General features: G+C 45.8%; 17 protein-coding genes. 14 read left to right on the top strand and 3 right to left on the bottom strand.

Features of this window, described 5'->3' with window-relative positions:
- Window positions 1-48 precede the first annotated feature (48 nt).
- Window positions 49-2250: a TonB-dependent receptor plug domain-containing protein gene (locus tag ACO0KW_RS19140; RefSeq protein ID WP_423054960.1), complete on the top strand. Its 2202-nt coding sequence runs from the start codon at window positions 49-51 to the stop codon at window positions 2248-2250.
- Window positions 2251-2349: 99 nt separating this feature from the next.
- On the opposite strand, the gene ACO0KW_RS19135 is transcribed toward ACO0KW_RS19140, so the two are convergent.
- The gene (locus ACO0KW_RS19135) at window positions 2350-5118 is read right to left on the bottom strand and encodes a M16 family metallopeptidase (protein ID WP_423054959.1); all 2769 of its coding nucleotides are present in this window, start codon (window positions 5116-5118) and stop codon (window positions 2350-2352) included.
- Window positions 5119-5672: 554 nt separating this feature from the next.
- Between ACO0KW_RS19135 and ACO0KW_RS19130 the strand changes: the two genes are divergently transcribed.
- Window positions 5673-6392, top strand: a complete 720-nt coding sequence (locus ACO0KW_RS19130; RefSeq protein WP_423054958.1) for an autoinducer binding domain-containing protein — start codon at window positions 5673-5675, stop codon at window positions 6390-6392.
- Window positions 6393-6414: 22 nt separating this feature from the next.
- Here the strand turns inward: ACO0KW_RS19130 and ACO0KW_RS19125 are convergent, their stop codons facing one another.
- Complete coding sequence (locus ACO0KW_RS19125; RefSeq protein WP_423054957.1) at window positions 6415-6684, bottom strand: hypothetical protein; 270 nt, start codon at window positions 6682-6684, stop codon at window positions 6415-6417.
- Window positions 6685-6858: 174 nt separating this feature from the next.
- On the opposite strand from ACO0KW_RS19125, the gene ACO0KW_RS19120 reads away from it, so the two are divergent.
- Entirely contained in the window at window positions 6859-7467 is a 609-nt protein-coding gene (locus ACO0KW_RS19120) for an acyl-homoserine-lactone synthase (RefSeq protein WP_423054956.1), read from the top strand.
- Window positions 7468-7915: 448 nt separating this feature from the next.
- Here ACO0KW_RS19120 and fur read toward each other — a convergent pair whose 3' ends face one another.
- A complete protein-coding gene (gene fur / locus ACO0KW_RS19115; protein WP_423054955.1) occupies window positions 7916-8344 on the bottom strand; it encodes a ferric iron uptake transcriptional regulator in 429 nt (142 codons plus the stop codon).
- 124 nt (window positions 8345-8468) lie between these two features.
- On the opposite strand from fur, the gene ACO0KW_RS19110 reads away from it, so the two are divergent.
- From ACO0KW_RS19110 to ACO0KW_RS19060, 11 genes are all read left to right on the top strand, one after another.
- The gene (locus ACO0KW_RS19110; RefSeq protein ID WP_423054954.1) at window positions 8469-8993 is read left to right on the top strand and encodes an outer membrane protein assembly factor BamE; all 525 of its coding nucleotides are present in this window, start codon (window positions 8469-8471) and stop codon (window positions 8991-8993) included.
- Between the two features lie 13 nt (window positions 8994-9006).
- A complete protein-coding gene (dapB, locus tag ACO0KW_RS19105; protein ID WP_423054953.1) occupies window positions 9007-9813 on the top strand; it encodes a 4-hydroxy-tetrahydrodipicolinate reductase in 807 nt (268 codons plus the stop codon).
- A gap of 37 nt (window positions 9814-9850) precedes the next feature.
- Window positions 9851-10510, top strand: coding sequence for a MotA/TolQ/ExbB proton channel family protein (locus tag ACO0KW_RS19100; RefSeq protein ID WP_423054952.1), 660 nt, complete (start codon window positions 9851-9853; stop codon window positions 10508-10510).
- Between the two features lie 10 nt (window positions 10511-10520).
- Entirely contained in the window at window positions 10521-11006 is a 486-nt protein-coding gene (locus tag ACO0KW_RS19095; protein ID WP_423054950.1) for an ExbD/TolR family protein, read from the top strand.
- Window positions 11007-11126: 120 nt separating this feature from the next.
- Window positions 11127-13754, top strand: a complete 2628-nt coding sequence (gene leuS, locus ACO0KW_RS19090) for a leucine--tRNA ligase (RefSeq protein ID WP_423054949.1) — start codon at window positions 11127-11129, stop codon at window positions 13752-13754.
- 157 nt (window positions 13755-13911) lie between these two features.
- Window positions 13912-14430, top strand: coding sequence for an LPS assembly lipoprotein LptE (gene lptE / locus ACO0KW_RS19085; protein ID WP_423054948.1), 519 nt, complete (start codon window positions 13912-13914; stop codon window positions 14428-14430).
- Between the two features lie 13 nt (window positions 14431-14443).
- Window positions 14444-15463: a DNA polymerase III subunit delta gene (holA, locus tag ACO0KW_RS19080; RefSeq protein ID WP_423054947.1), complete on the top strand. Its 1020-nt coding sequence runs from the start codon at window positions 14444-14446 to the stop codon at window positions 15461-15463.
- Window positions 15464-15614: 151 nt separating this feature from the next.
- A complete protein-coding gene (locus ACO0KW_RS19075; RefSeq protein WP_423054946.1) occupies window positions 15615-16901 on the top strand; it encodes a glutamate-5-semialdehyde dehydrogenase in 1287 nt (428 codons plus the stop codon).
- Window positions 16902-16941: 40 nt separating this feature from the next.
- A complete protein-coding gene (locus ACO0KW_RS19070) occupies window positions 16942-17364 on the top strand; it encodes a CopD family protein (RefSeq protein ID WP_423054945.1) in 423 nt (140 codons plus the stop codon).
- Window positions 17365-17449: 85 nt separating this feature from the next.
- Complete coding sequence (locus tag ACO0KW_RS19065) at window positions 17450-18052, top strand: 2-hydroxychromene-2-carboxylate isomerase (RefSeq protein WP_423054944.1); 603 nt, start codon at window positions 17450-17452, stop codon at window positions 18050-18052.
- Window positions 18053-18254: 202 nt separating this feature from the next.
- Window positions 18255-19475, top strand: a complete 1221-nt coding sequence (locus tag ACO0KW_RS19060) for a THUMP domain-containing class I SAM-dependent RNA methyltransferase (protein ID WP_423054943.1) — start codon at window positions 18255-18257, stop codon at window positions 19473-19475.
- The last annotated feature ends 2 nt before the right edge of the window (window positions 19476-19477 follow it).

The following is a 19477-nucleotide window of genomic DNA, read 5'->3' as shown; positions in this document are numbered from 1 at the left end:
AGCTCATTTTATTTACTTGATTTAGCCACATCTTAATATTAACAATCTATGAAACCATTCCCTTACAAACGCACCATTTTTTCTGCATCGAATGCTGTCGCGCTCATGTTGAGTGCTGGTGTACACGCTCAAGAGGGTATTCCGAAGCAGGTCGGCAAAGTCGATGATCAAAGCGTGCAGACTGATCAATCAAAGGGTACGCCGCAGAAAGTAGAAGTTAAAGCTAAATCTGAAACCGAAAATGCGCGCAGCGATGCTGCAGCTAAAACGGTTATTAGCAATGTCGAATTAAATCGGTTTGGCGATAACAATATTACTGAAGCGATGAAACGTGTGCCGGGTATCATCGTCATAGATGGTGCGATTCAATTTCCGGGTATGGGAGCCAAATACACACAGATATTAGTAGACGGTGAAGCACCGCGTGGTATCGACATCAAAGATATCCCCATGAGTGCCATTGATCGCATTGAAATCTCTCGGCTTGGCAGCGCTGAATTTAGCGCCCAGGGTGGTTCGGGTACGATCAATATCATATTGAAGAAGGCGCCACGAAAGGGGCAGCAGCAAATTAAACTTGGTGTCGAATCGGAATTCAAACCTGAGACCAATGCGGAATGGATGATTTCTGATAAACAAGGTAACTTGAGTTACTCTTTCATTGTTGCTGCAGTGAATGGCCACAACACCTTCGCAGCGCCATATCATATCGACACCACAATCATTGACAAAAATAATCAGCCCACGCAAAGCTATAGCTTAGTGGAAACAAGTACGCGCTTAAATCAAAGCCTGCGCCTCATGTCGACGTTGCAGTACAAAACGAATCAAGGTCTCAATATTCGTTCCAATACTTCTTTCACCGCGACAAATACGGATGCTGTCGTTAATTCGGACTACCATTTTTTTACTGGGGCTGAATTACCTGTGGCACATACCTTGAGCTTACTTCATAGTCAGGTACGTTCAGGAAATAGTACGCTCAAACTCCTTGATACCATCGCGCAGGACATCAAACTTGATGCGAGTGTGACGATTAGTGGCGTGGAGATGAATGATAGCTCACATCGCTTTTACAGTAAGACCAATACAAGTCCTATTTTTGATCGACTCACGACTAGTCATCAATTTCAAAATGGGGTTGGTAGTTCGTTTAAATTGAGCGTCCCGACCAATGAAAAACATGACTTGGTGGTGGGTGGAAACGGCTACACAAAACACGCGAATAATGCGCGCTTTCAAACAGATCATTTTCCTACTGGCGATGTCGCGGTCACCGACATGAGTAATCAAACCATTATTAGCAACTGGGCATTGTTTGCGCAAGATGAATGGCGCTTCCAGAAATCCTCGTCTGCGTATTTTGGCCTACGTTGGGAAACAGTCCGCATACAAAGCGAAGGAGCACAACAATTCCCAGTACGAAATGTATCAAACGTGTGGAGTCCTATCGTTCAGACCTTGTGGCAACTCAATCCAGACAACACCGATAGACTACGTTTGGGAATCTCTCGCACTTTTCAGGCACCGCAAAATTTCTACCTGGTCGCGCCAAAGTTCAATGATGTTAACAACACAATAAGCAATCCGAATTTTCGCGGGAATCCACATTTAAGACCTGAACTAGCATGGTCAATGGAAAGTTCCTACGAACACAATGGAAAGGATGAGTTGAATTTTAACCTGCGTGCGATCATACGGAGCATTCAAAATGCCCATCGCAAGACAATTTCATTTGAAGATAATGCATGGTGGTCACAGTGGGTCAACGCGGGTGATGCAGTCAGCAAGCGTATCGACGTGGATACGAGCTTTCCGCTGAAACGCTTCGTGGACAATGCTCCTGATCTTAGTTTGAGCTTTTTCGTTTCGCGCAATTGGACCACGATGTCAACGTTGCCTAAACCAGACAATTTGCTCACACCAATTAAGCTTACGATTAGCACTAGCCTCGATTACGAAGCCAAAGATCTTCCATTAACGATGGGTGCCAGTCTGCGCTATCGAGACAGTCAGCCTATGCTAATCAACGAGCTGCAACGTACAATAGGATACGCAAGAACTGATCTTGATATCTATGGCCTTTGGAAATTTTCACCAAAAACGCATTTAAGATTCGCTGTCAATAATGTTCTGAAAGGTCACGATAATAGTAGCAATATTTTTTATGATACAGCTGCAACGTCTATGCAAGATCAGATCAAACCAGGTTACCGAATGGTGCAACTTAAATTGGAACATGGATTTTAGTTAGTATGCAGTTTCAATAAAAAAAGTCCTTGAAAGAGAATTCAAGGACTTTTTTATTTTCGGCGCGATTGGAAATTGATACTACATATCTTGAGTCAATTACTTCGTCGCTGGGGTTGTTGATGCTTTAGCTTTGACTTCATCCAGCGCAAATACGACGCTAAATTTTTCTGGCGCTATCATTTTTCTAAACGCCGTATTCACTTCGTCGACTGTGAGTTTAGCAATTTTGTCGTCAATGGCTTGTGCGAAGCTCATATTACGATTGCGATATAAATTGCTGGCAAGTCCACCGGCGAGACTGACATCATCACTACGAGATTGCACGCGCTGCTGTAAAAGCCCCGATTTTGCGCGCTCGACTTCTTCTTTGGAGAATCCATCTTTTAAGGCGCGTGTTAATTCCTCTTTTATCGCGACATCAACTTTAGCAATGTTTTGCGGTGCTGCTGTGGCACTGATACTGAGTCGGCCTGAGTGATCGAAGGAATCGGCGATTAAGCGTGAGCCACCGCCGTAGGATAAGCCGTCCTTTTGACGGATACGCTCCATTACACGTGAGTTCATGCCAGCACCGCCACCGAAAATGTAATTGGCGATGAAAAGTGCGGGATAGTCGGCGTCATCATCTTTAATTGGCAAGTTCATTTGCGCCATATAGATGCCATTTTCTTTGTCGGGCGTGTTAATTACTTTTTTCATCGCTGGAATGTCGACATACGCATCGTTTAAGCGAGTGAAGGTACTAGCACTTTTCCAATTGGCGAAGTTGGATTCTAGTGTTTTACCTGCTTCTTTTGCGTCAAAATCACCGACGATAGACACTTCTGCCTTAGACATGCCGTGGAATTGCTTGTAGAAGGCTTTGACATCTTCAAGCGTCAGGACATTGATGTTGGCAATCATTTCTTCTATCGTTTCGGATGCGCGCATATCGCCTTTCGGATAGCGATTAAAATGTTCTGCTAAGGCGATGGATGCTTGCATTTGCGGTTCATTTTTTTGCGATTCGATTTGGGTTAGTAGCGTTTTCTTGGACTGTGCAAATTCACTTTCTGGGAAAGTTGCGTTTTGCATGATGTGTGCGGCAAGCGTTAAGGCGGCGGTGAGATTTTCTTTGGTCGTATCAAAACGATTCACGCTGCCTGTCATCTTAAGTTTTGACATCTCATCAGCGATTTGGGCGCGAGAATATTGACTCGTGCCCCGGGCTAAAAGGTTGTTGGTTAAACTGGCGACCCATTTTTTACCCATCAACGTTTTTTCATCGCCCCAATGTGGTGTGATGACGACGGAGACCGTTTCACCCTTGGATTTTTTTACGAGCATCGCAACGTCGAGTCCGCCGATTTTGCTGCGAACGGTACGCTTGTCGATGTTGGCAGGTGATGGATCGAAATTCTCTGCACTCAAGACAGTCGTCTTAGGTTTAAATCCTGCCATTGCTTCGGTAAGACTAGGTGCAGCAGGGATGTCGGCGCGCTGTGGTGCGTCTTCTGGTATGAAGCTGCCTATGGTGCGATTGTCGCGTTTGAAATAGCGCTTGGTTGCCGCAGCGACTTGGTCGGACGTGACAGATGCTTCGAGATCGCGGCTTTGGAAGAACAGGCGCCAGTCACCAAGGGCGATTATTTCGGACATGCCGATACCGATCGATTCATGATTGGTAAGCGTTTTTTCAATACTGTTGAGATTCTCGCGACGTACACGTTCAATTTCATCTTTGGTCGGCGGTGTATTGGCAAACTCTTCCATTGCAGCAACGATAGCGTCACGCACTGGTTCTAGAGCTTCGCCTTTTTTGACTGCGGCACCGATGACTTGCAGACCTGGCGCATATCCACTTAGTCCAATTGGAAAAATTTGTACGGCTTTGCCTGTCTCGACCAATTGTTTATGGAGGCGGCTGTTCGCGCCACTTGCCAAAATACTCGCGGCATAGCTTAGCGCGTCGGTGTCTCGGTGAAGACTACTGGGAATTTTGTAAGCGACTGCGACAAATTGGATGTCTCCTTTGCGACGCACGACGAAGCTGCGTTCGCCATCCTGAGTAGGCTCGACCGTCCATAGCTGTGGTAATTGACGGCTTGGTTTCTTGATGGCTGTAAATGACTTGGCAATCCACGCTAAAGTTTTTGCTTCATCAAATTTACCGGCAATCGTTAATACTGCATTGTCAGGTTGGTAGTACATGCGATAAAAAGCTTGTAAGTTTTCGATCTTGATATTCTCTATGTCGCTGCGATTACCGATAGTGGAATTGCCATAGTTATGCCAGTCAAAAGCGACGCTTTGCAGACGTTTGATCAATACACCTGTGGGATTATTTTCGCCGCGTTCGTATTCATTGCGAACCACAGTCATCTCGGTATCGAGATCTTTTTTTGCGATATAGGAATTGACCATGCGATCCGCTTCTAGCTCAATTGCCCATTTTAAATTTTCTTCACTGGCTTGGAATAATTCAAAATAATTGGTTCGATCTATTGACGTAGTGCCATTCATACGAAAGCCACGTTTATTGAATTCTTCGGTGATCTTAGGATTCTTGGGAGTGCCTTTAAATACCAAATGTTCCAATAAATGCGCCATCCCGGTTTCACCATAATTTTCATGACGGGAACCGACTAAATATGTGATATTTACGGCCACTGTGGGTTTAGAAGCGTCGGGGAGGAGAAGGACTTTAAGACCATTTTCTAGGCGGTATTCATTGATGCCTTCAATCGTGGTAATTTTGCTGACTCCCGCTGGGAGTGTTTGAATGCTCGCTTTTGTTTTGAGGATGGTGGAAGCGGGTGGGTTTGTTGTTTGTGCCGCAGTGACCCCGTTTGCCAGGGTAATTGCAGCAAGTAGGATGAAACGCATGGGTTTTTGAGATGCGTTGAGTATTGTCATTATTGTGTGTCTCTCTAGAAAAATTACACTTCATTTGTTATGCCGCGTACTTGGTAAAGTGTGGACGAATAAATACGCAGCGAGAAGTATTTCTGAGTAAAGATATTATTGCAAGCATATTTATTATTCGGTTGAGGTTGGTATCGATCAAATCTATTCTTGAATACCCATGAGTTGCTTCTCAATCGTTGGTGCATTGAACGCTAAAATTCGATCCCTTCACCTTAATGAGCTACTTACTCGGTTCCTTCGCGTCAAATTAATTCGGCGCATTTGTTAACGCTACACAACCGCAATGATTCCATCCTGTTCTGAGTAGGATATTGCTATTCGGCTTCGTTCATTCCGATACAAAATTCGGTTATTTTTGAAAAAACTTACTGAATTGATTTCACTGATTTGTTTTTATTTTTTAATTAAATGGCAAATCTGCACAATTTCTAAAATCATGTATTTTCATGTTATGCTAATTAAGCAATTATAAAAAATAATATTTTATTGGTGAGGTTTGTGAGGAGGGAAGTGTGCAATTAGAAGTCTTGGTTAATTTGTTTGATATAGATAGTGAGGCGGAATGGGGTGCCGCCTTGCTGAAGCTTGCATCTGAGCTTGGTTATGAGCATGCACTATTTGGTGTAGTGCCAGACAAAGCACTACAAATTGACACGGCACTTTTAGTAACGAACTATCCTCATGAGTGGCTGAGAACCTATGAAAAGCAACAGCTGCACAAAGTTGACCCCATCGTGTCGCATTGCCTCACTAGTAGTCTTCCCATAACGTGGAAAGCGGAGCACTTCATCGGAAAAGCACGTGGCGAATTTTATGAGCAGGCGTGTGGTCACGGCTTACGGTCGGGAATTTCACTACCCATGCACGGGATTAACAATGAGGTGGGTGTATTAAGCATGGTCTCTAGTGACACCGAACGTCTGGCCGGTGGAAATCGTTCTGAGGCACTTCCCGCTATTTCATTGCTACGTGATTATGCATTGGAGTCATCGCGCAAATTTATGTCTCGCTCCAACAAGCCTACCGAGAACATCAAGCTCACCACAAGCGAACTTGAATGCCTAAAATGGGTTTCAATTGGAAAGTCGTCGTGGGAAATATCGCGCATATTGAGCCGGTCAGAAGCAACGATTAATTTTCATATTGCGAACATCATGAAAAAATTTGGCGTGCAAACAAGACAGCAAGCAGTGATTAAGTCCATTCGGATTGGCATTATTACGCTAACCTGAATGACTTCGGTGACTCGCCAGCTTATATCTTCTTGTCTTGGGGAGCTTGAGTGTTGGCGCTCTCCTTAGCCATCCAGAGATCCTCGTCGGTGAGCTTACCATCCACATAAAGCGACAATAAAATAATGAGTTGCAAAGACATATTCATGCCTTGTTCATAGCGACTTCCCTGCGATTGGGTTACGCCAAAACGCGACCAAAACACTGTCTGATTTTCATTAAGGTCATGGCGAAGTTTTCTTGGAGTATGTAAGACTGTTAACGTTAATGACGGTCGGGAAATGGTAAGCATTGTCTTTATGGGTGAAATTGTTTACGGCTTTGCAAAAAATGATCGTATTCCTATGCATCATCACGAGAATGCCAGAAAATATCGCGTAAGAAACCTGATAGATTTACTAGTTTCTTAATTATGTATTTTGCATAAACATGACAACTCCAAAACAACCAAGATCACGGAGATATCATGCAATTAAACGCCCAAGTCGCAGCTCGTCGGCACTTCCAAAAGCCAGTTCTGTGTGAAATGCACAGACTCAGAGCAAAGGTATTTTGTGAGCGCAAAGGTTGGGCGATACCCACCATGAGTGGTATGGAAATTGACGGGTATGATGCAATTGATCCGGTGTACATGTTGATGCACGAACCAAATGGGCAACTACGAGGCTGTTGGCGATTGCTCCCGACTGAAGGCCCCTACATGCTTAAAGATACTTTTCCAGAATTGTTATATGGTGTGCCAGCACCAGAAAGTCCGCGAATCTGGGAATTGAGTCGATTTACTTTAGAAACCGACGGACAGCATACATTTGGATTTTCCAACGAAGCAATCCAGTCAATTAGCGAAGTAATGAATTATGGTCATGACCATGGGATTGAACAATACGTGATCGTCACAACCACATCGATTGAACGCATGTTACGTCGAGCTGGTGCTGTAATGTCGAGATTCGGCCCGCCGTTCGTGATCGGTGTTGAAACTACAGTCGCGCTTTCGATCGATATCGCTGCGACGCTTGAGGCGTTAATTGGAAAGCCGCGACCCACATACACGATGCTGAATTTTCAGTCCTAAGGATTAAGCGACCGACGACTTCTGGCTTTTCAGCTTTGGTAGTTAAAGTATGGCAGTTGGAAAGCGATATTGATTGCCGCTTCAACTTGTTTTGAATTGAGGTCGCGGAGCGAGTACGAGTATGGTGGCCTCGAACTGGTCGCTGCGTATGCTGATGAGATAAGTATTTTTGAGGTGGTGAATATTGGTATCAGCGACTGTGGTATTAAACCAATTAATGCAAATAAATATTGTTAATAAGTAAGGTGTATGAAGTGTATGGCCAAATAATACGAAGAAAATATTTGGCACCGTGGAAATGATTGTGCGTAAGCTCAGGTCGTACAGAGTGCCGAACGTGGTGATATGCATTGAAGGGAATAGTATGGCAGTACTTTTGCGAAAAAAAAGCGAGCTAGTTAAGCTAGCTTTTTTAGTCGCTGTGTTTGGGTATTAAGCAACAGCCCGATTATTTTTTATTCTCACAATTCAATTTTGTACAATTGCCATAAAGCGCCAAAGAGTGCTCGGCGATCGAGAATCCACGTTCTTCCGCAATGGCATGTTGACGTTTTTCAATTTGTTCATCAAAAAATTCTTCGACGCGACCACAATCCAAACACACTAAATGATCGTGGTGAGAACCCTCATTGAGTTCAAAAATGGCTTTGCCCGATTCAAAATGATTGCGGTGTAGTAAACCTGCTTGTTCGAATTGGGTCAACACGCGATAAACCGTCGCCAAGCCGACATCCATGTTTTCCGTTAATAAAATCTTGTAAACATCCTCAGCCGTGAGATGCCGGACTGTACTATTTTGGAAGATTTCTAAAATTTTCAGTCGGGGTAGGGTAGCTTTCAGTCCGCTAGCTTTCAGATCGGGCGTGTTATTTGTCATGTTTTCAGTCAAAAGAAGGCTAAGTGCTTTATGATATAGGGTTTTAGAGCTTGGTTAACAATTTCTGATATCTTATCTGAAGTTTACTGGTTCGACATTTTTGCTTGAAAATTTGAGGTAGTTTATGCGATTCATTCCGTTTACAAATAATCCACAGCAGTTGGCTTTCCTAAGTGCCGCATCCTTAGTCGTATTGTTGTCTGGATGCGCGACTAAGCAAACAGTTGTTGCAGAGGCTGATGCCAATGCCGTGAAAGGCACGCAAATTGTGAAGCCTACAGGGATTGATAAGTTATTTGGCATTATTTCTCCATATCGTATTTCCATCCAACAAGGTAATTTCGTTTCACAAGAAATGGTGTCACAGTTGAAGGAAGGGATGACGCGCGAACAGGTCAGATTTTTGTTAGGAACAGCCTTATTGACTGATATGTTTCACGAAGACCGCTGGGACTATCCATTTCGCATGATTAAGCCGAATGGTGAAGTGATCTCTAGTCGCCTGGCAATTTTCTTCAAAGACAATACGGTAGCCAAATTTGAGGGCGGTAATTTGCCGACTGAAAAGGAATATTTGGCACACATTACCAATTCCGCAATTACGTCACGTAACGAAACTTTGCCAACTGAAACCCCTAAGAAAAAATAAGTCGAGTTAATTTATGACAGTAATGAAAATCGCTGTGGCTGGTGCATCTGGTCGCATGGGTAAAATGTTGATTGAAACGATCATGGCTGCCGACGATGCAAGCTTGGCTGGTGCATTGGATATTCCACAATCAGCATTTCTGGGAACTGATGCAGGCTTATCTCTCGGCAAGCAAACTGCGGTGAAGATTGAATCTGATTTCGGGATAGCCTTGGCAAATGCAGAATTTTTGATTGACTTTACCCGCCCAGAAGGAACTTTAGAGCATCTGAAATATTGTGCCGAACATGGTATCAAGATGATTATCGGTACAACAGGTTTTGATGACGCAGGTAAAGCTGCCATTGCGGAAGCCGCAAAAAAAACTGCAATTGTGTTCGCGCCAAATATGAGTGTTGGTGTCAATGTCACACTCAAATTGTTAGAGATGGCAGCGAAGAGTTTTTCACATGGCTATGACATTGAAATTATCGAAGCGCATCATCGTCATAAAGTCGATGCGCCGTCCGGCACTGCGCTGAAAATGGGTGAAGTCATCGCCGACACGCTGGGTCGTGATTTAAAGGAAGTCGGTGTGTTTTCACGCGAAGGTGTCACTGGCGAGCGTGATCCATCGTCGATTGGTTTCGCGACGATTCGTGGTGGAGATATTGTTGGTGATCACACTGTTTTGTTTGCTGGGATTGGTGAACGAGTTGAAATTACTCACAAGTCCTCGAGCCGTGTAACCTACGCGCACGGCAGCTTGCGTGCGGCGCGCTTCCTAGCCGATAAAACTACTGGTTTGTACGATATGTATGATGTTTTGGGTTTGAATTGAGCTTGAAATAAGTTGAATTAAGCAAAGAGAGCGATCAATGCCTATCACACTCAGTCAATATTGGATGCAGCTGGACGACTTAAGTCGATCTGTCGCGGTGTTTCTGATTTTGATGTCCCTTCTCAGTTGGTTCACGATATTTTCTAAGGCTTGGTCATTTTGGCGGATTCGTCGAAGCACGGCAGCATTGCATGCTTTTTGGAGTGCGCCAACCATAGAAGATGCGGTCACTGTACTGGATGCACTTGATGTAGAGAGTATTTATACACCGATGGCTAAGCTCGGATTGGCCGCAGCAAATCCGCAGGCACGTGCTAGGTCTATTATGGCTAAAACCGATTTAACCGATGTCATGACGCGTGTATTGCGAGAAGAGTTAAATCGCGTGACCGTGCGCTTAGAGTCTGGTTTAACTTTGTTGGCATCGATTGGCGCTACGGCACCATTTGTAGGTTTGCTTGGTACCGTTTGGGGTATTTATCATGCGTTAACGGCGGTCGCAGGGTCAACAGCGATTCAAATTGACCTGGTGGCTGGCCCAGTTGGGGAAGCATTGGTGATGACTGGTCTCGGTCTGATAGTCGCAATTCCCGCTGTATTGGCGTATAACGCATTTAATCGTATTAATCGTATTACTTTTGCCGAGTTAGATGGATTTGCATTCGATTTGCATGCCCATTTAACCAAGGCTAACTGAGCATCTCGCGATGGGATTCGGACAGTTTAAAAGCCCAGGCGGACGTTCAGGTAAGCCCATGACTTCGATGTCAGAAATCAATGTCACGCCGATGGTCGATGTGATGTTGGTGTTGCTGGTGATTTTTATTCTCGCTGCACCGTTGTTGAATCATGCGATTCGTCTTGATTTACCCCAAGCACAAACGCAAGCCATGCCTCAAGATGTGAAAACCATTACATTGTCTTTTAATGGCGATGGTAAGTTATTTTGGGATACTGAATTGACTACGATTGAAGATGTCGAGCTGCGTTTGGCATTGAGCGCGAAACAAAAACCACAACCAGAAATTCTCTTGCGTGCAGATAAATCAACGCGATTTGAATTGATTGCGGAAGTGATGGCAGCAGCACAGACCCAGGGTTTGACTAAGATAGGTTTCGCTACCGAACCCAAAACGTCATCTGCAACCGCAAAATTATCTGCAAAAATACCAGAAAATCCCCCTAAAAAGTAAGCGAAAGCGCGCTTTTTATCCTCTTGTTCCCTCAAATAGCAGCGCTTTAGCCTTATAATCTAAGGTTCTAGTCAGCATCGCATTTCCCCAAATTTAATTAATTTCTTCAATCGAATCGTCATGCAAGAAAAATATAGCCCAGCAGAAGTTGAACAAGCCGCCCAGTCACATTGGACAGAAACAAACGCGTTTAAAACAGTAGAAAACGATCCACGTTTCCCACAAGGTAAGTACTACGCTTGTTCCATGTTGCCATACCCATCCGGCAAACTACACATGGGACATGTGCGCAACTACACGATCAACGACATGCTGGCACGTCAATTGCGCATGAAGGGCTATAACGTCTTGATGCCTATGGGCTGGGATGCTTTCGGTTTGCCCGCAGAGAATGCGGCGATTGCGTACAAAAAGTCTCCAGCAGAATGGACTTACGCCAATATCGAAGATATGAAATCACAGATGCAGCCTTTGGGCTTGGCATTTGACTGGTCACGCGAAGTTGCGACTTGTGATCCTGATTACTACCGTTGGAACCAATGGTTGTTCTTGAAGATGCTGGAAAAAGGCGTCGCCTATAAAAAGACGCAAGTTGTGAACTGGGACCCAGTTGATCAAACTGTGTTGGCGAATGAGCAGGTGATTGACGGCAAAGGTTGGCGCTCAGGCGCAGTGGTTGAAAAACGTGAAATCCCTGGCTACTACTTCGGTATCACGCAATACGCAGAAGAACTCTTGTCCAGTATTGATCAACTCGACGGCTGGCCAGATCAAGTGCGCACCATGCAGCGCAATTGGATTGGTAAGAGCGAAGGCGTGCGTTTCGCTTTTAGTCATGAAATCAAAGATGAAACTGGCGCAACGGTGCAAGATGGCAAGATGTATGTGTTCACCACTCGTCCTGACACCATCATGGGTGTGACTTTCTGCGCAGTAGCTGCAGAACACCCACTCGCTACGGTCGCTGCGAAAAATAATGAAAAGTTAGCCACGTTTATCGAAGAATGCAAAGCTGGTGGTACCACTGAAGCGGAGATGGCGACCAAAGAAAAAGAAGGATTGCCAACGGGCTTGTTTGTCGCGCATCCATTGACTGGCGAACAGGTCGAAGTTTGGGTTGGTAATTATGTTTTGATGACTTACGGTGACGGCGCGGTGATGGGTGTGCCAGCGCATGATGAGCGTGATTTTGCGTTTGCAAAAAAATATAACATTGCGATCAAACAAGTAGTCGCCGTTGAGGGCGAGAGCTTCACAACGGATGCTTGGGCCGAATGGTATGGCGATAAACAAAAATGTGTCACGGTGAATTCCGGTAAATACGATGGATTGACTTACAAAGCGGCCGTGGATGCAGTCGCCGCTGACCTCGTCGCCAAAGGCGTGGGCGAAAAGAAAACCACTTGGCGTTTGCGCGATTGGGGTATTTCTCGTCAACGTTATTGGGGCACGCCTATCCCTATCATCCACTGCGATGAATGCGGTGACGTGCCGGTGCCATACGAAGATTTGCCTGTTGTCTTGCCGACCGAATGTATCCCTGATGGTTCCGGTAATCCATTGAAAACACATGCGGCTTTTCTGAATGTGCCTTGCCCGAAATGCGGCAAACCAGCACATCGTGAAACCGACACCATGGATACCTTTGTCGATTCTAGCTGGTACTTCATGCGCTATACCTGCCCAGATGCGACGACCATGGTCGATGAACGCAATGACTACTGGATGGCGATGGACCAGTACATCGGCGGTGTGGAACATGCGGTTCTGCATTTGCTGTATGCCCGTTTCTGGACCAAGGCGATGCGTGATATGGGCTTGGTCAAGATCGACGAACCATTCAAAAACTTATTCACGCAAGGTATGTTGCTCAACGAGTCTTATTATCGTGAAGAAGCCAGTGGCAAAAAGATTTGGTTCTATCCAAACGAAGTTGAAGTTCAGCACGATGAAAAAGGTCGTCCAATTTCCGCTAGTTTGAAGAGCGATGGTCAGCCAGTACAAATGGGCGGCATCGAGAAGATGTCCAAGTCCAAGAACAACGTGGTCGAACCAAAAGATATTATCAGTCAGTTTGGTGCTGATACTGCGCGTTTGTTCACGATGTTTGCCGGTCCTCCAGATCAAAGTGCAGCGTGGAGCAGCAGTGGCGTAGAAGGTGCTTCACGCTACCTGCGCCGCTTGTGGGCGACAGCATTAAAATTCTCAGCGACAATTGCGGCTGGTGCGACGCCTGCGGAAAATTACGCAGCCGATGTCAAAGCCTTGCGCTTTGAAGTACACAGCACGCTGAAACAAATCGATAGCGATTACGACCGTCTGCAGTACAACACGGTGGTCTCTGGCGCGATGAAATTATTGAACACAATTGAGTCATTCAAATCTGAAGCAGAAGGCTCTGCCGCAGCGGTACGTGAAGCGTTCGGTATCTTGTTACGTGGACTGTACCCAGTCTGCCCGCACATTACGCATGCATTGTGGAATGAACTCGGTTACGGGAAAGACTTAGGCGGCATCATTGATGCTCCTTGGCCACAAGTCGATGCGGCTGCGTTGGTGCAAGATGAAATCGAATTAATGGTGCAAGTGAATGGTAAATTGCGCGGTAGTATCAAGGTAGCGAAAGATGCTGACAAGGCGACTATCGAAGCCACTGCAGTCGCTAACGAAAGCGCAGCACGTTTTATTGAAGGTACACCGAAGAAGATTATTGTTGTGCCTGGTAAATTGGTGAATATTGTTGTTTGAGTTTGAACAGATTCGCCGCAGAGGCGCGCAGTACGCGGAGATTTGCGTATTTAAAATGTAGGGCGGGTGCAACCCGCCAATCGAGTTCAAATAAAGTGTGAAGTTTGGCGGGTTTCACCCGCCCTACGTGTACTGCTAAAGTAGAGTGAAGATCCACATGAGCATGAATCGTTTTCTGAAAACTATTAGTTATCTCGTTCTGTTGACGAGCCTTAGTGCTTGTGGCTTCGCTCTGCGCGGTGCAGTGGTGTTTCCATTCCAAAGTATTTACGTAGGTTTGCCAGAAAGCTCAGCTTTGGGTGGTGAGCTCAAACGTAATTTGCGTGCAAATGGAAAAACTGAAGTAAGCTCGCAAGCTACCAATGCGGAAGTAATTTTGGATGTGCTGGGTGAGACACGTGACAAAGTGATTTTGTCCTTGAATAGCCAAGGTCGTGTCCGCGAATTTAATTTGATCTATAACTTGAAATTCCGTTTGCGTGACAAAGCCGGACGCGAAGTTTTAGAGCCAACCACGATCAGCCTGAAACGCAATCTCAGCTTTAAAGAAAACGAAGTCTTAGCGAAAGAAGCCGAAGAAGCATTGCTCTATCGCGATATGCAATCTGAACTTGTGCAGCAAATCATGCGCCGTCTTGCCGTCGTCAAGATGGACTTGCCAGCTAAATCTGATTAAGGCCAATCAGATTATGCAACTACGCTACGACGCTATTGATGCTCATCTCGCCAAAGGTTTGGCGGCGATGTATGTCATCTCTAGCGACGAGCATTTGTTGGTGCAAGAGACAGCCGACAAGATACGCAAAATCACTAAAGCGCAGGGTTTTTTAGAGCGCGAGATTTTGACCGTAGAGCGCTACTTCAAATGGGGCGAACTACTACAAGCGAATCAATCACAATCTTTGTTTGGCGATAAAAAATTAATCGATTTACGTATTCCAACTGGCAAGCCTGGTAAAGACGGTGGCGCGGCTTTGCAAGAATATGTGCGTGATCTTTCGCCAGATAACATCACGCTGATTACGTTACCGAAGCTTGATTGGGCAACGCAAAAAGCAGCCTGGGTCACGATGTTGCAACAAGCGGCGGTGTATATCGAAATCCCGCTCATTGAACGCGTAGCCTTACCGAATTGGATAGGCCAACGACTGGCTGCGCAAGGACAAAGCGTTGATCGTCAAAGTCTGGAATTTATTGCTGATCGCGTCGAAGGTAATTTGCTAGCGGCGCACCAAGAAATACAAAAATTAGGTCTGCTACATCCACAAGGTAAACTTAGTTTCGAAGTGATTCATGACGCCGTATTAAATGTTGCCCGCTACGATGTTTTTAAATTGAACGAAGCGATGTTAGTTGGCGACGTGGCACGTTTAGTCAGAATGTTAGATGGACTCAAAGGTGAGGGCGAAGCACTTCCTTTAGTTTTGTGGGCGATGGCAGAAGAGCTACGTACACTACTCAAATTAAAATCCGGCGTCGCACAAGGGCGTCCGTTAGGGGCACTCTTAAAAGAGTACCGTATCTGGGGGCCAAGAGAAAAACTCATGGAGCCAGCACTACGCCGCGTCAGTCTAGCGACCCTGCAAGCAGCGCTACAAGACGCCGCACAAATCGATAAAATGGTCAAAGGCCTTCGTGCACCAAAGTTCGCGGGAGATGCTTGGGATGCGTTGTTGCATCTAGGCTTGCGAGTCGCTAAAGCAAATTAACGCTGCTCCAAATCGCTTATTTGGGCGCATCGCGTTGTTGCTCATGCTCGCAATATCGACATATTACTGCGCTGAGCGCCTAGCGCTGCATCCCGACTAAGCAATTTTGCGAAGTTTAGCAACAGCCATTATTGAATACGAATTCAAAAAAATGAACACAGAAATTACTATAGATAATATTACCAGCTACATGCAAACCTTGGGCAAGCAAGCTCGCGCTGCTTCACGTGCCATGGCGAAGGCTGACACCGCCACTAAGAATCAAGCTTTGCTAGCGATAGCAGCTGCGATTCGCCGCGAAGCATCAGCTCTTCGTGCAGCAAATGAACTCGATTTGGCAGAAGCCAAATCGGCAGGCATGGAAGCAGCGATGTTAGATCGTTTAGCGCTCAGCGATAAAGCAATCGCCACCATGGCAGAAGGCTTGGAGCAAATCGCCCGCTTGCCCGATCCGATTGGCGAAATTTCAAACATGAAGTATCGCCCGTCGGGCATACAAGTTGGGCAAATGCGTGTGCCGCTTGGTGTGATTGGTATCATTTATGAGGCTCGCCCTAACGTCACTGTTGATGCAGCAGGATTGTGCATTAAGAGCGGCAATGCGACCATATTGCGCGGCGGTTCCGAAGCGATTAATTGCAATCGCGCATTGGCGAATCTAGTCAAAGAAGGTTTGTGTGTAGCGGGTTTGCCAGAGCAAGCGGTGCAAGTCGTCGATACAACGGATCGCGCAGCGGTAGGTGCCTTGATCACCATGCCAGAATACGTTGATGTGATTGTACCGCGCGGCGGCAAAGGTCTGATAGAACGTTTGATACGCGAAGCGACCGTGCCAATGATCAAGCATCTTGACGGTATTTGTCATGTCTACATTGATGATAAAGCAGATATTCAAAAAGCCGTTGATATTGGCTTCAATGCGAAATGTCATCGTTATGGTACTTGCAATACGATGGAAACTTTGTTGGTGGCCGAAGCGATTGCACCACAAGTATTGCCATTATTGGCTGAGCGCTATGTAACGGAAAAAGTAGAACTACGTTGCGATGAACAAGCCGCACAAATTCTACATGCTTATCCACACTTGGCAACAGCGCAAGAGACAGACTGGTCGACTGAATATTTAGCCCCGATCTTGTCAATAAAAGTGGTCGTAAATATGGCAGCGGCTATCGAGCACATCAATCATTATTCGTCGAAACACACGGAATCCATCATCACCGAAGACTACAGTCGCGCCATGGCATTTTTGCGCGCGGTTGATTCTGCGTCGGTCATGGTGAATGCCTCGACTCGCTTTGCCGACGGATTTGAATTTGGCCTCGGTGCCGAAATTGGCATTTCTAATGATAAACTGCACGCACGCGGACCGGTCGGTCTGGAAGGATTAACTTCGTTGAAGTATGTCGTGTTTGGTCATGGCGAGGTTCGCACATAGTTGGGAAATAGTTGGAAAACAATTAAAAAGTAAGGTCACTATGCTCTACGTCAAAGCGTTTCACATCGTTTTTATCGCCTCTTGGTTTGCTGGTTTGTTTTATCTTCCACGTATTTTTGTCAATTTGGCGATGGAAACGAATCAACACAGTGTAGAGAGATTGCTACTGATGGCGCGTAAGTTGTATCGGTTTATGACTTTGCTGATGATACCGGCACTGGTTTTGGGATTGTGGTTATGGCTAGGCTATGGCATTGGTAAAGGGCCTGGCAACGGTTGGATGCATGCAAAGTTAGCAATAGTGGTATTGCTGATCGGCTACCACCATGCATGCGGTAGCATATTGAAAAAATTTGAAAATGGTCAAAACAAACGTAGCCATAAATGGTTCCGTTTCTTCAATGAAGTGCCTGTTTTGATGATGATTGCTGCGGTGATTTTGGTGGTCGTAAAACCATTCTAAAATTTGTCGTTAGAAACTAGCGTGGGTGCAAGGCACCGCCGGTGTCAGGAAGTGGTCCGATTGATCAATCTGTGGAGTGTTCTGCATGAGCAAAGTTTGTGATTACTATTTCGCCCCACATTCACCTTGGTCTTATTTAGGACATCAACGCTTCATCGATGTCGCAGCAAAACATAAAATTAAAATAACCATCAAACCTTGTGATCTCAGTCGTGTTTTTGCAGCGTCAGGTGGTTTGCCATTAGCTAAACGTGCGCCGCAAAGACAGGCCTATCGTCTAATTGAATTGCAGCGCTGGAGTGATTTTTTGCAAGTGCCACTCCATGTCCAACCACAGTTTTTTCCGATAACCCCTGATCCAGCCGCGCGTTTGATCATTGCAACACAAATCGCGCACGGTAATGAAGTCGCATTAAATTTATCAACAGCGATTATGCGTGCGATGTGGGCAGAACAAAAAAATATCGCGGATGAAGCGACTCTCATAGGATTGGCTTGTGATGCCGATTTGGATGGAAAACAATTAGTGAAATCGGCAGAAACCATAGCCGTGCAAACTGATTACGATAGCAATACAAATGATGCGATCGCCGCCAATGTCTTCGGTGCTCCTTGGTATGTGTACAAAGGTGAAGGCTTTTGGGGGCAGGATAGGTTAGATTTTTTAGAGCGCGAATTCGCTCGATAGTTTGAAAAGCAATTGCCATAGAGGCGCAGAGTATCGAGTAAAACTGCCCAATTAAGCTCTTGTCTTTTGTCGCGTCATTCCCGCGAAGGCGGGAATCCAGTGGCGTAGCAGTTTAAAGACTTTAGAATTTGATTTTTAGCAAGCCCTCTGGACACGCAGCGTGTTCAGAGTTTTTAAAACCATGACGGAAAAAAGGTCCCCCATGAAAACACGTTATTCCTATTTTTGCCCATGCCCACGCGGCTTGGAAACTGCTCTAGCAGAAGAACTCAATGAGATCGCCGATCTCACATCCCCAAAGACCATCCACGTCCACACGCAAGTGCCGGGTGGTGTGCATTTTTCGGGTGAAATCACGGATGCGTATCGCGTTAATTTGCATTCTCGTATTGCTTCCCGCGTACTGCTGCGCATGGCGCATGGCGGTTACAGCAACGAGAACGATATCTACGACATGACGCTCGAACAACCGTGGGAAGATTGGTTTGGCTATCACCACACCATCCGCGTCGATGTCACCGCAGTCAAGTCTCCACTCAAGAGTTTAGAGTTCACCACACTCAAAATTAAAGACGCGATCTGCGACCGTTTCCGCGATCAATTCACCCAACGTCCGTCGGTCGATACTAAGCAACCAGACATGCGCATCGTCGGCTTCTTAGATGCACATAACTTCACGGTTTATCTCGATACCTCAGGCGAAGCTCTATTTAAACGCGGCTGGCGCTTAGAAACTGGCGATGCGCCATTGCGCGAAAATCTCGCTGCAGGTTTGCTGCGCACCTCAGGCTGGAAACCAGGCGTACCTTTGTTCGACCCGATGTGTGGCTCTGGCACTATCTTGATCGAAGCAGCACAAATGGTCGCTGGCATTCCACCCGGTATGCGTCGTGAGTTTGCGTTTGAAAAATTCGGCAGCTTTGTGGAAGAAGAATGGCAAGACATCAAAAACAGCATCCGCGCTAATCCTCTGCCAACTGAACCAACAATTTTCGGCAGTGATATTTCCGGTGACATGGTTATCATGACTCGCAATAATTTGAATAAAGCCGGTATCAAATTTGAAGTGCCACTAAAGCAAATTGAAGCACAAGAAATCAAAGCGCCGACTGAAACACCAGGTATTCTATTGACCAACCCACCGTACGGCGAACGTATCGGCGTGCGTGGTGATCAAAGCTTTGAACCAGATGATTTAGCTCGCGAATTTTTCGCAGCTTTCAGCAGTACACTCAAACAGCGTTTCTCTGGCTGGAGCGTATTCCTGTTCACCGCAGACCTCGGTTTGCCAAAACTTTTGCGTCTAAAAGAATCTCGCAAAACACCATTCTTTAACGGTGCTTTGGAATGCCGCTTGTTCCGCTTTGATATGGTGGCTGGGTTCAATCGTAGAGAAGCGGCTAAGCCGAAAGACGCTGAGTAATT

It is taken from the genome of Undibacterium sp. Ji22W, from assembly GCF_049340305.1.
In the GTDB taxonomy this organism is placed as follows: domain Bacteria; phylum Pseudomonadota; class Gammaproteobacteria; order Burkholderiales; family Burkholderiaceae_D; genus Undibacterium.
Note: the sequence above shows the minus strand (reverse complement) of the source record. Positions and strands in the feature narration are given on the sequence as shown.

Bases quoted from the DNA above. Each gene is read 5' to 3' on its own strand.
- ACO0KW_RS19095 (WP_423054950.1), top strand. From the start codon at position 10,521: ATGGGATTCGGACAGTTTAAAAGCCCAGGCGGACGTTCAGGTAAGCCC.
- fur (WP_423054955.1), bottom strand. From the start codon at position 8,344: ATGACAAATAACACGCCCGATCTGAAAGCTAGCGGACTGAAAGCTACC.
- ACO0KW_RS19100 (WP_423054952.1), top strand. From the start codon at position 9,851: ATGCCTATCACACTCAGTCAATATTGGATGCAGCTGGACGACTTAAGT.
- ACO0KW_RS19060 (WP_423054943.1), top strand. From the start codon at position 18,255: ATGAAAACACGTTATTCCTATTTTTGCCCATGCCCACGCGGCTTGGAA.
- ACO0KW_RS19140 (WP_423054960.1), top strand. From the start codon at position 49: ATGAAACCATTCCCTTACAAACGCACCATTTTTTCTGCATCGAATGCT.
- ACO0KW_RS19135 (WP_423054959.1), bottom strand. From the start codon at position 5,118: ATGCGTTTCATCCTACTTGCTGCAATTACCCTGGCAAACGGGGTCACT.
- ACO0KW_RS19070 (WP_423054945.1), top strand. From the start codon at position 16,942: ATGCTCTACGTCAAAGCGTTTCACATCGTTTTTATCGCCTCTTGGTTT.
- ACO0KW_RS19120 (WP_423054956.1), top strand. From the start codon at position 6,859: ATGCAATTAAACGCCCAAGTCGCAGCTCGTCGGCACTTCCAAAAGCCA.
- dapB (WP_423054953.1), top strand. From the start codon at position 9,007: ATGACAGTAATGAAAATCGCTGTGGCTGGTGCATCTGGTCGCATGGGT.
- leuS (WP_423054949.1), top strand. From the start codon at position 11,127: ATGCAAGAAAAATATAGCCCAGCAGAAGTTGAACAAGCCGCCCAGTCA.
- lptE (WP_423054948.1), top strand. From the start codon at position 13,912: ATGAGCATGAATCGTTTTCTGAAAACTATTAGTTATCTCGTTCTGTTG.
- holA (WP_423054947.1), top strand. From the start codon at position 14,444: ATGCAACTACGCTACGACGCTATTGATGCTCATCTCGCCAAAGGTTTG.
- ACO0KW_RS19110 (WP_423054954.1), top strand. From the start codon at position 8,469: ATGCGATTCATTCCGTTTACAAATAATCCACAGCAGTTGGCTTTCCTA.
- ACO0KW_RS19065 (WP_423054944.1), top strand. From the start codon at position 17,450: ATGAGCAAAGTTTGTGATTACTATTTCGCCCCACATTCACCTTGGTCT.
- ACO0KW_RS19075 (WP_423054946.1), top strand. From the start codon at position 15,615: ATGAACACAGAAATTACTATAGATAATATTACCAGCTACATGCAAACC.
- ACO0KW_RS19125 (WP_423054957.1), bottom strand. From the start codon at position 6,684: ATGCTTACCATTTCCCGACCGTCATTAACGTTAACAGTCTTACATACT.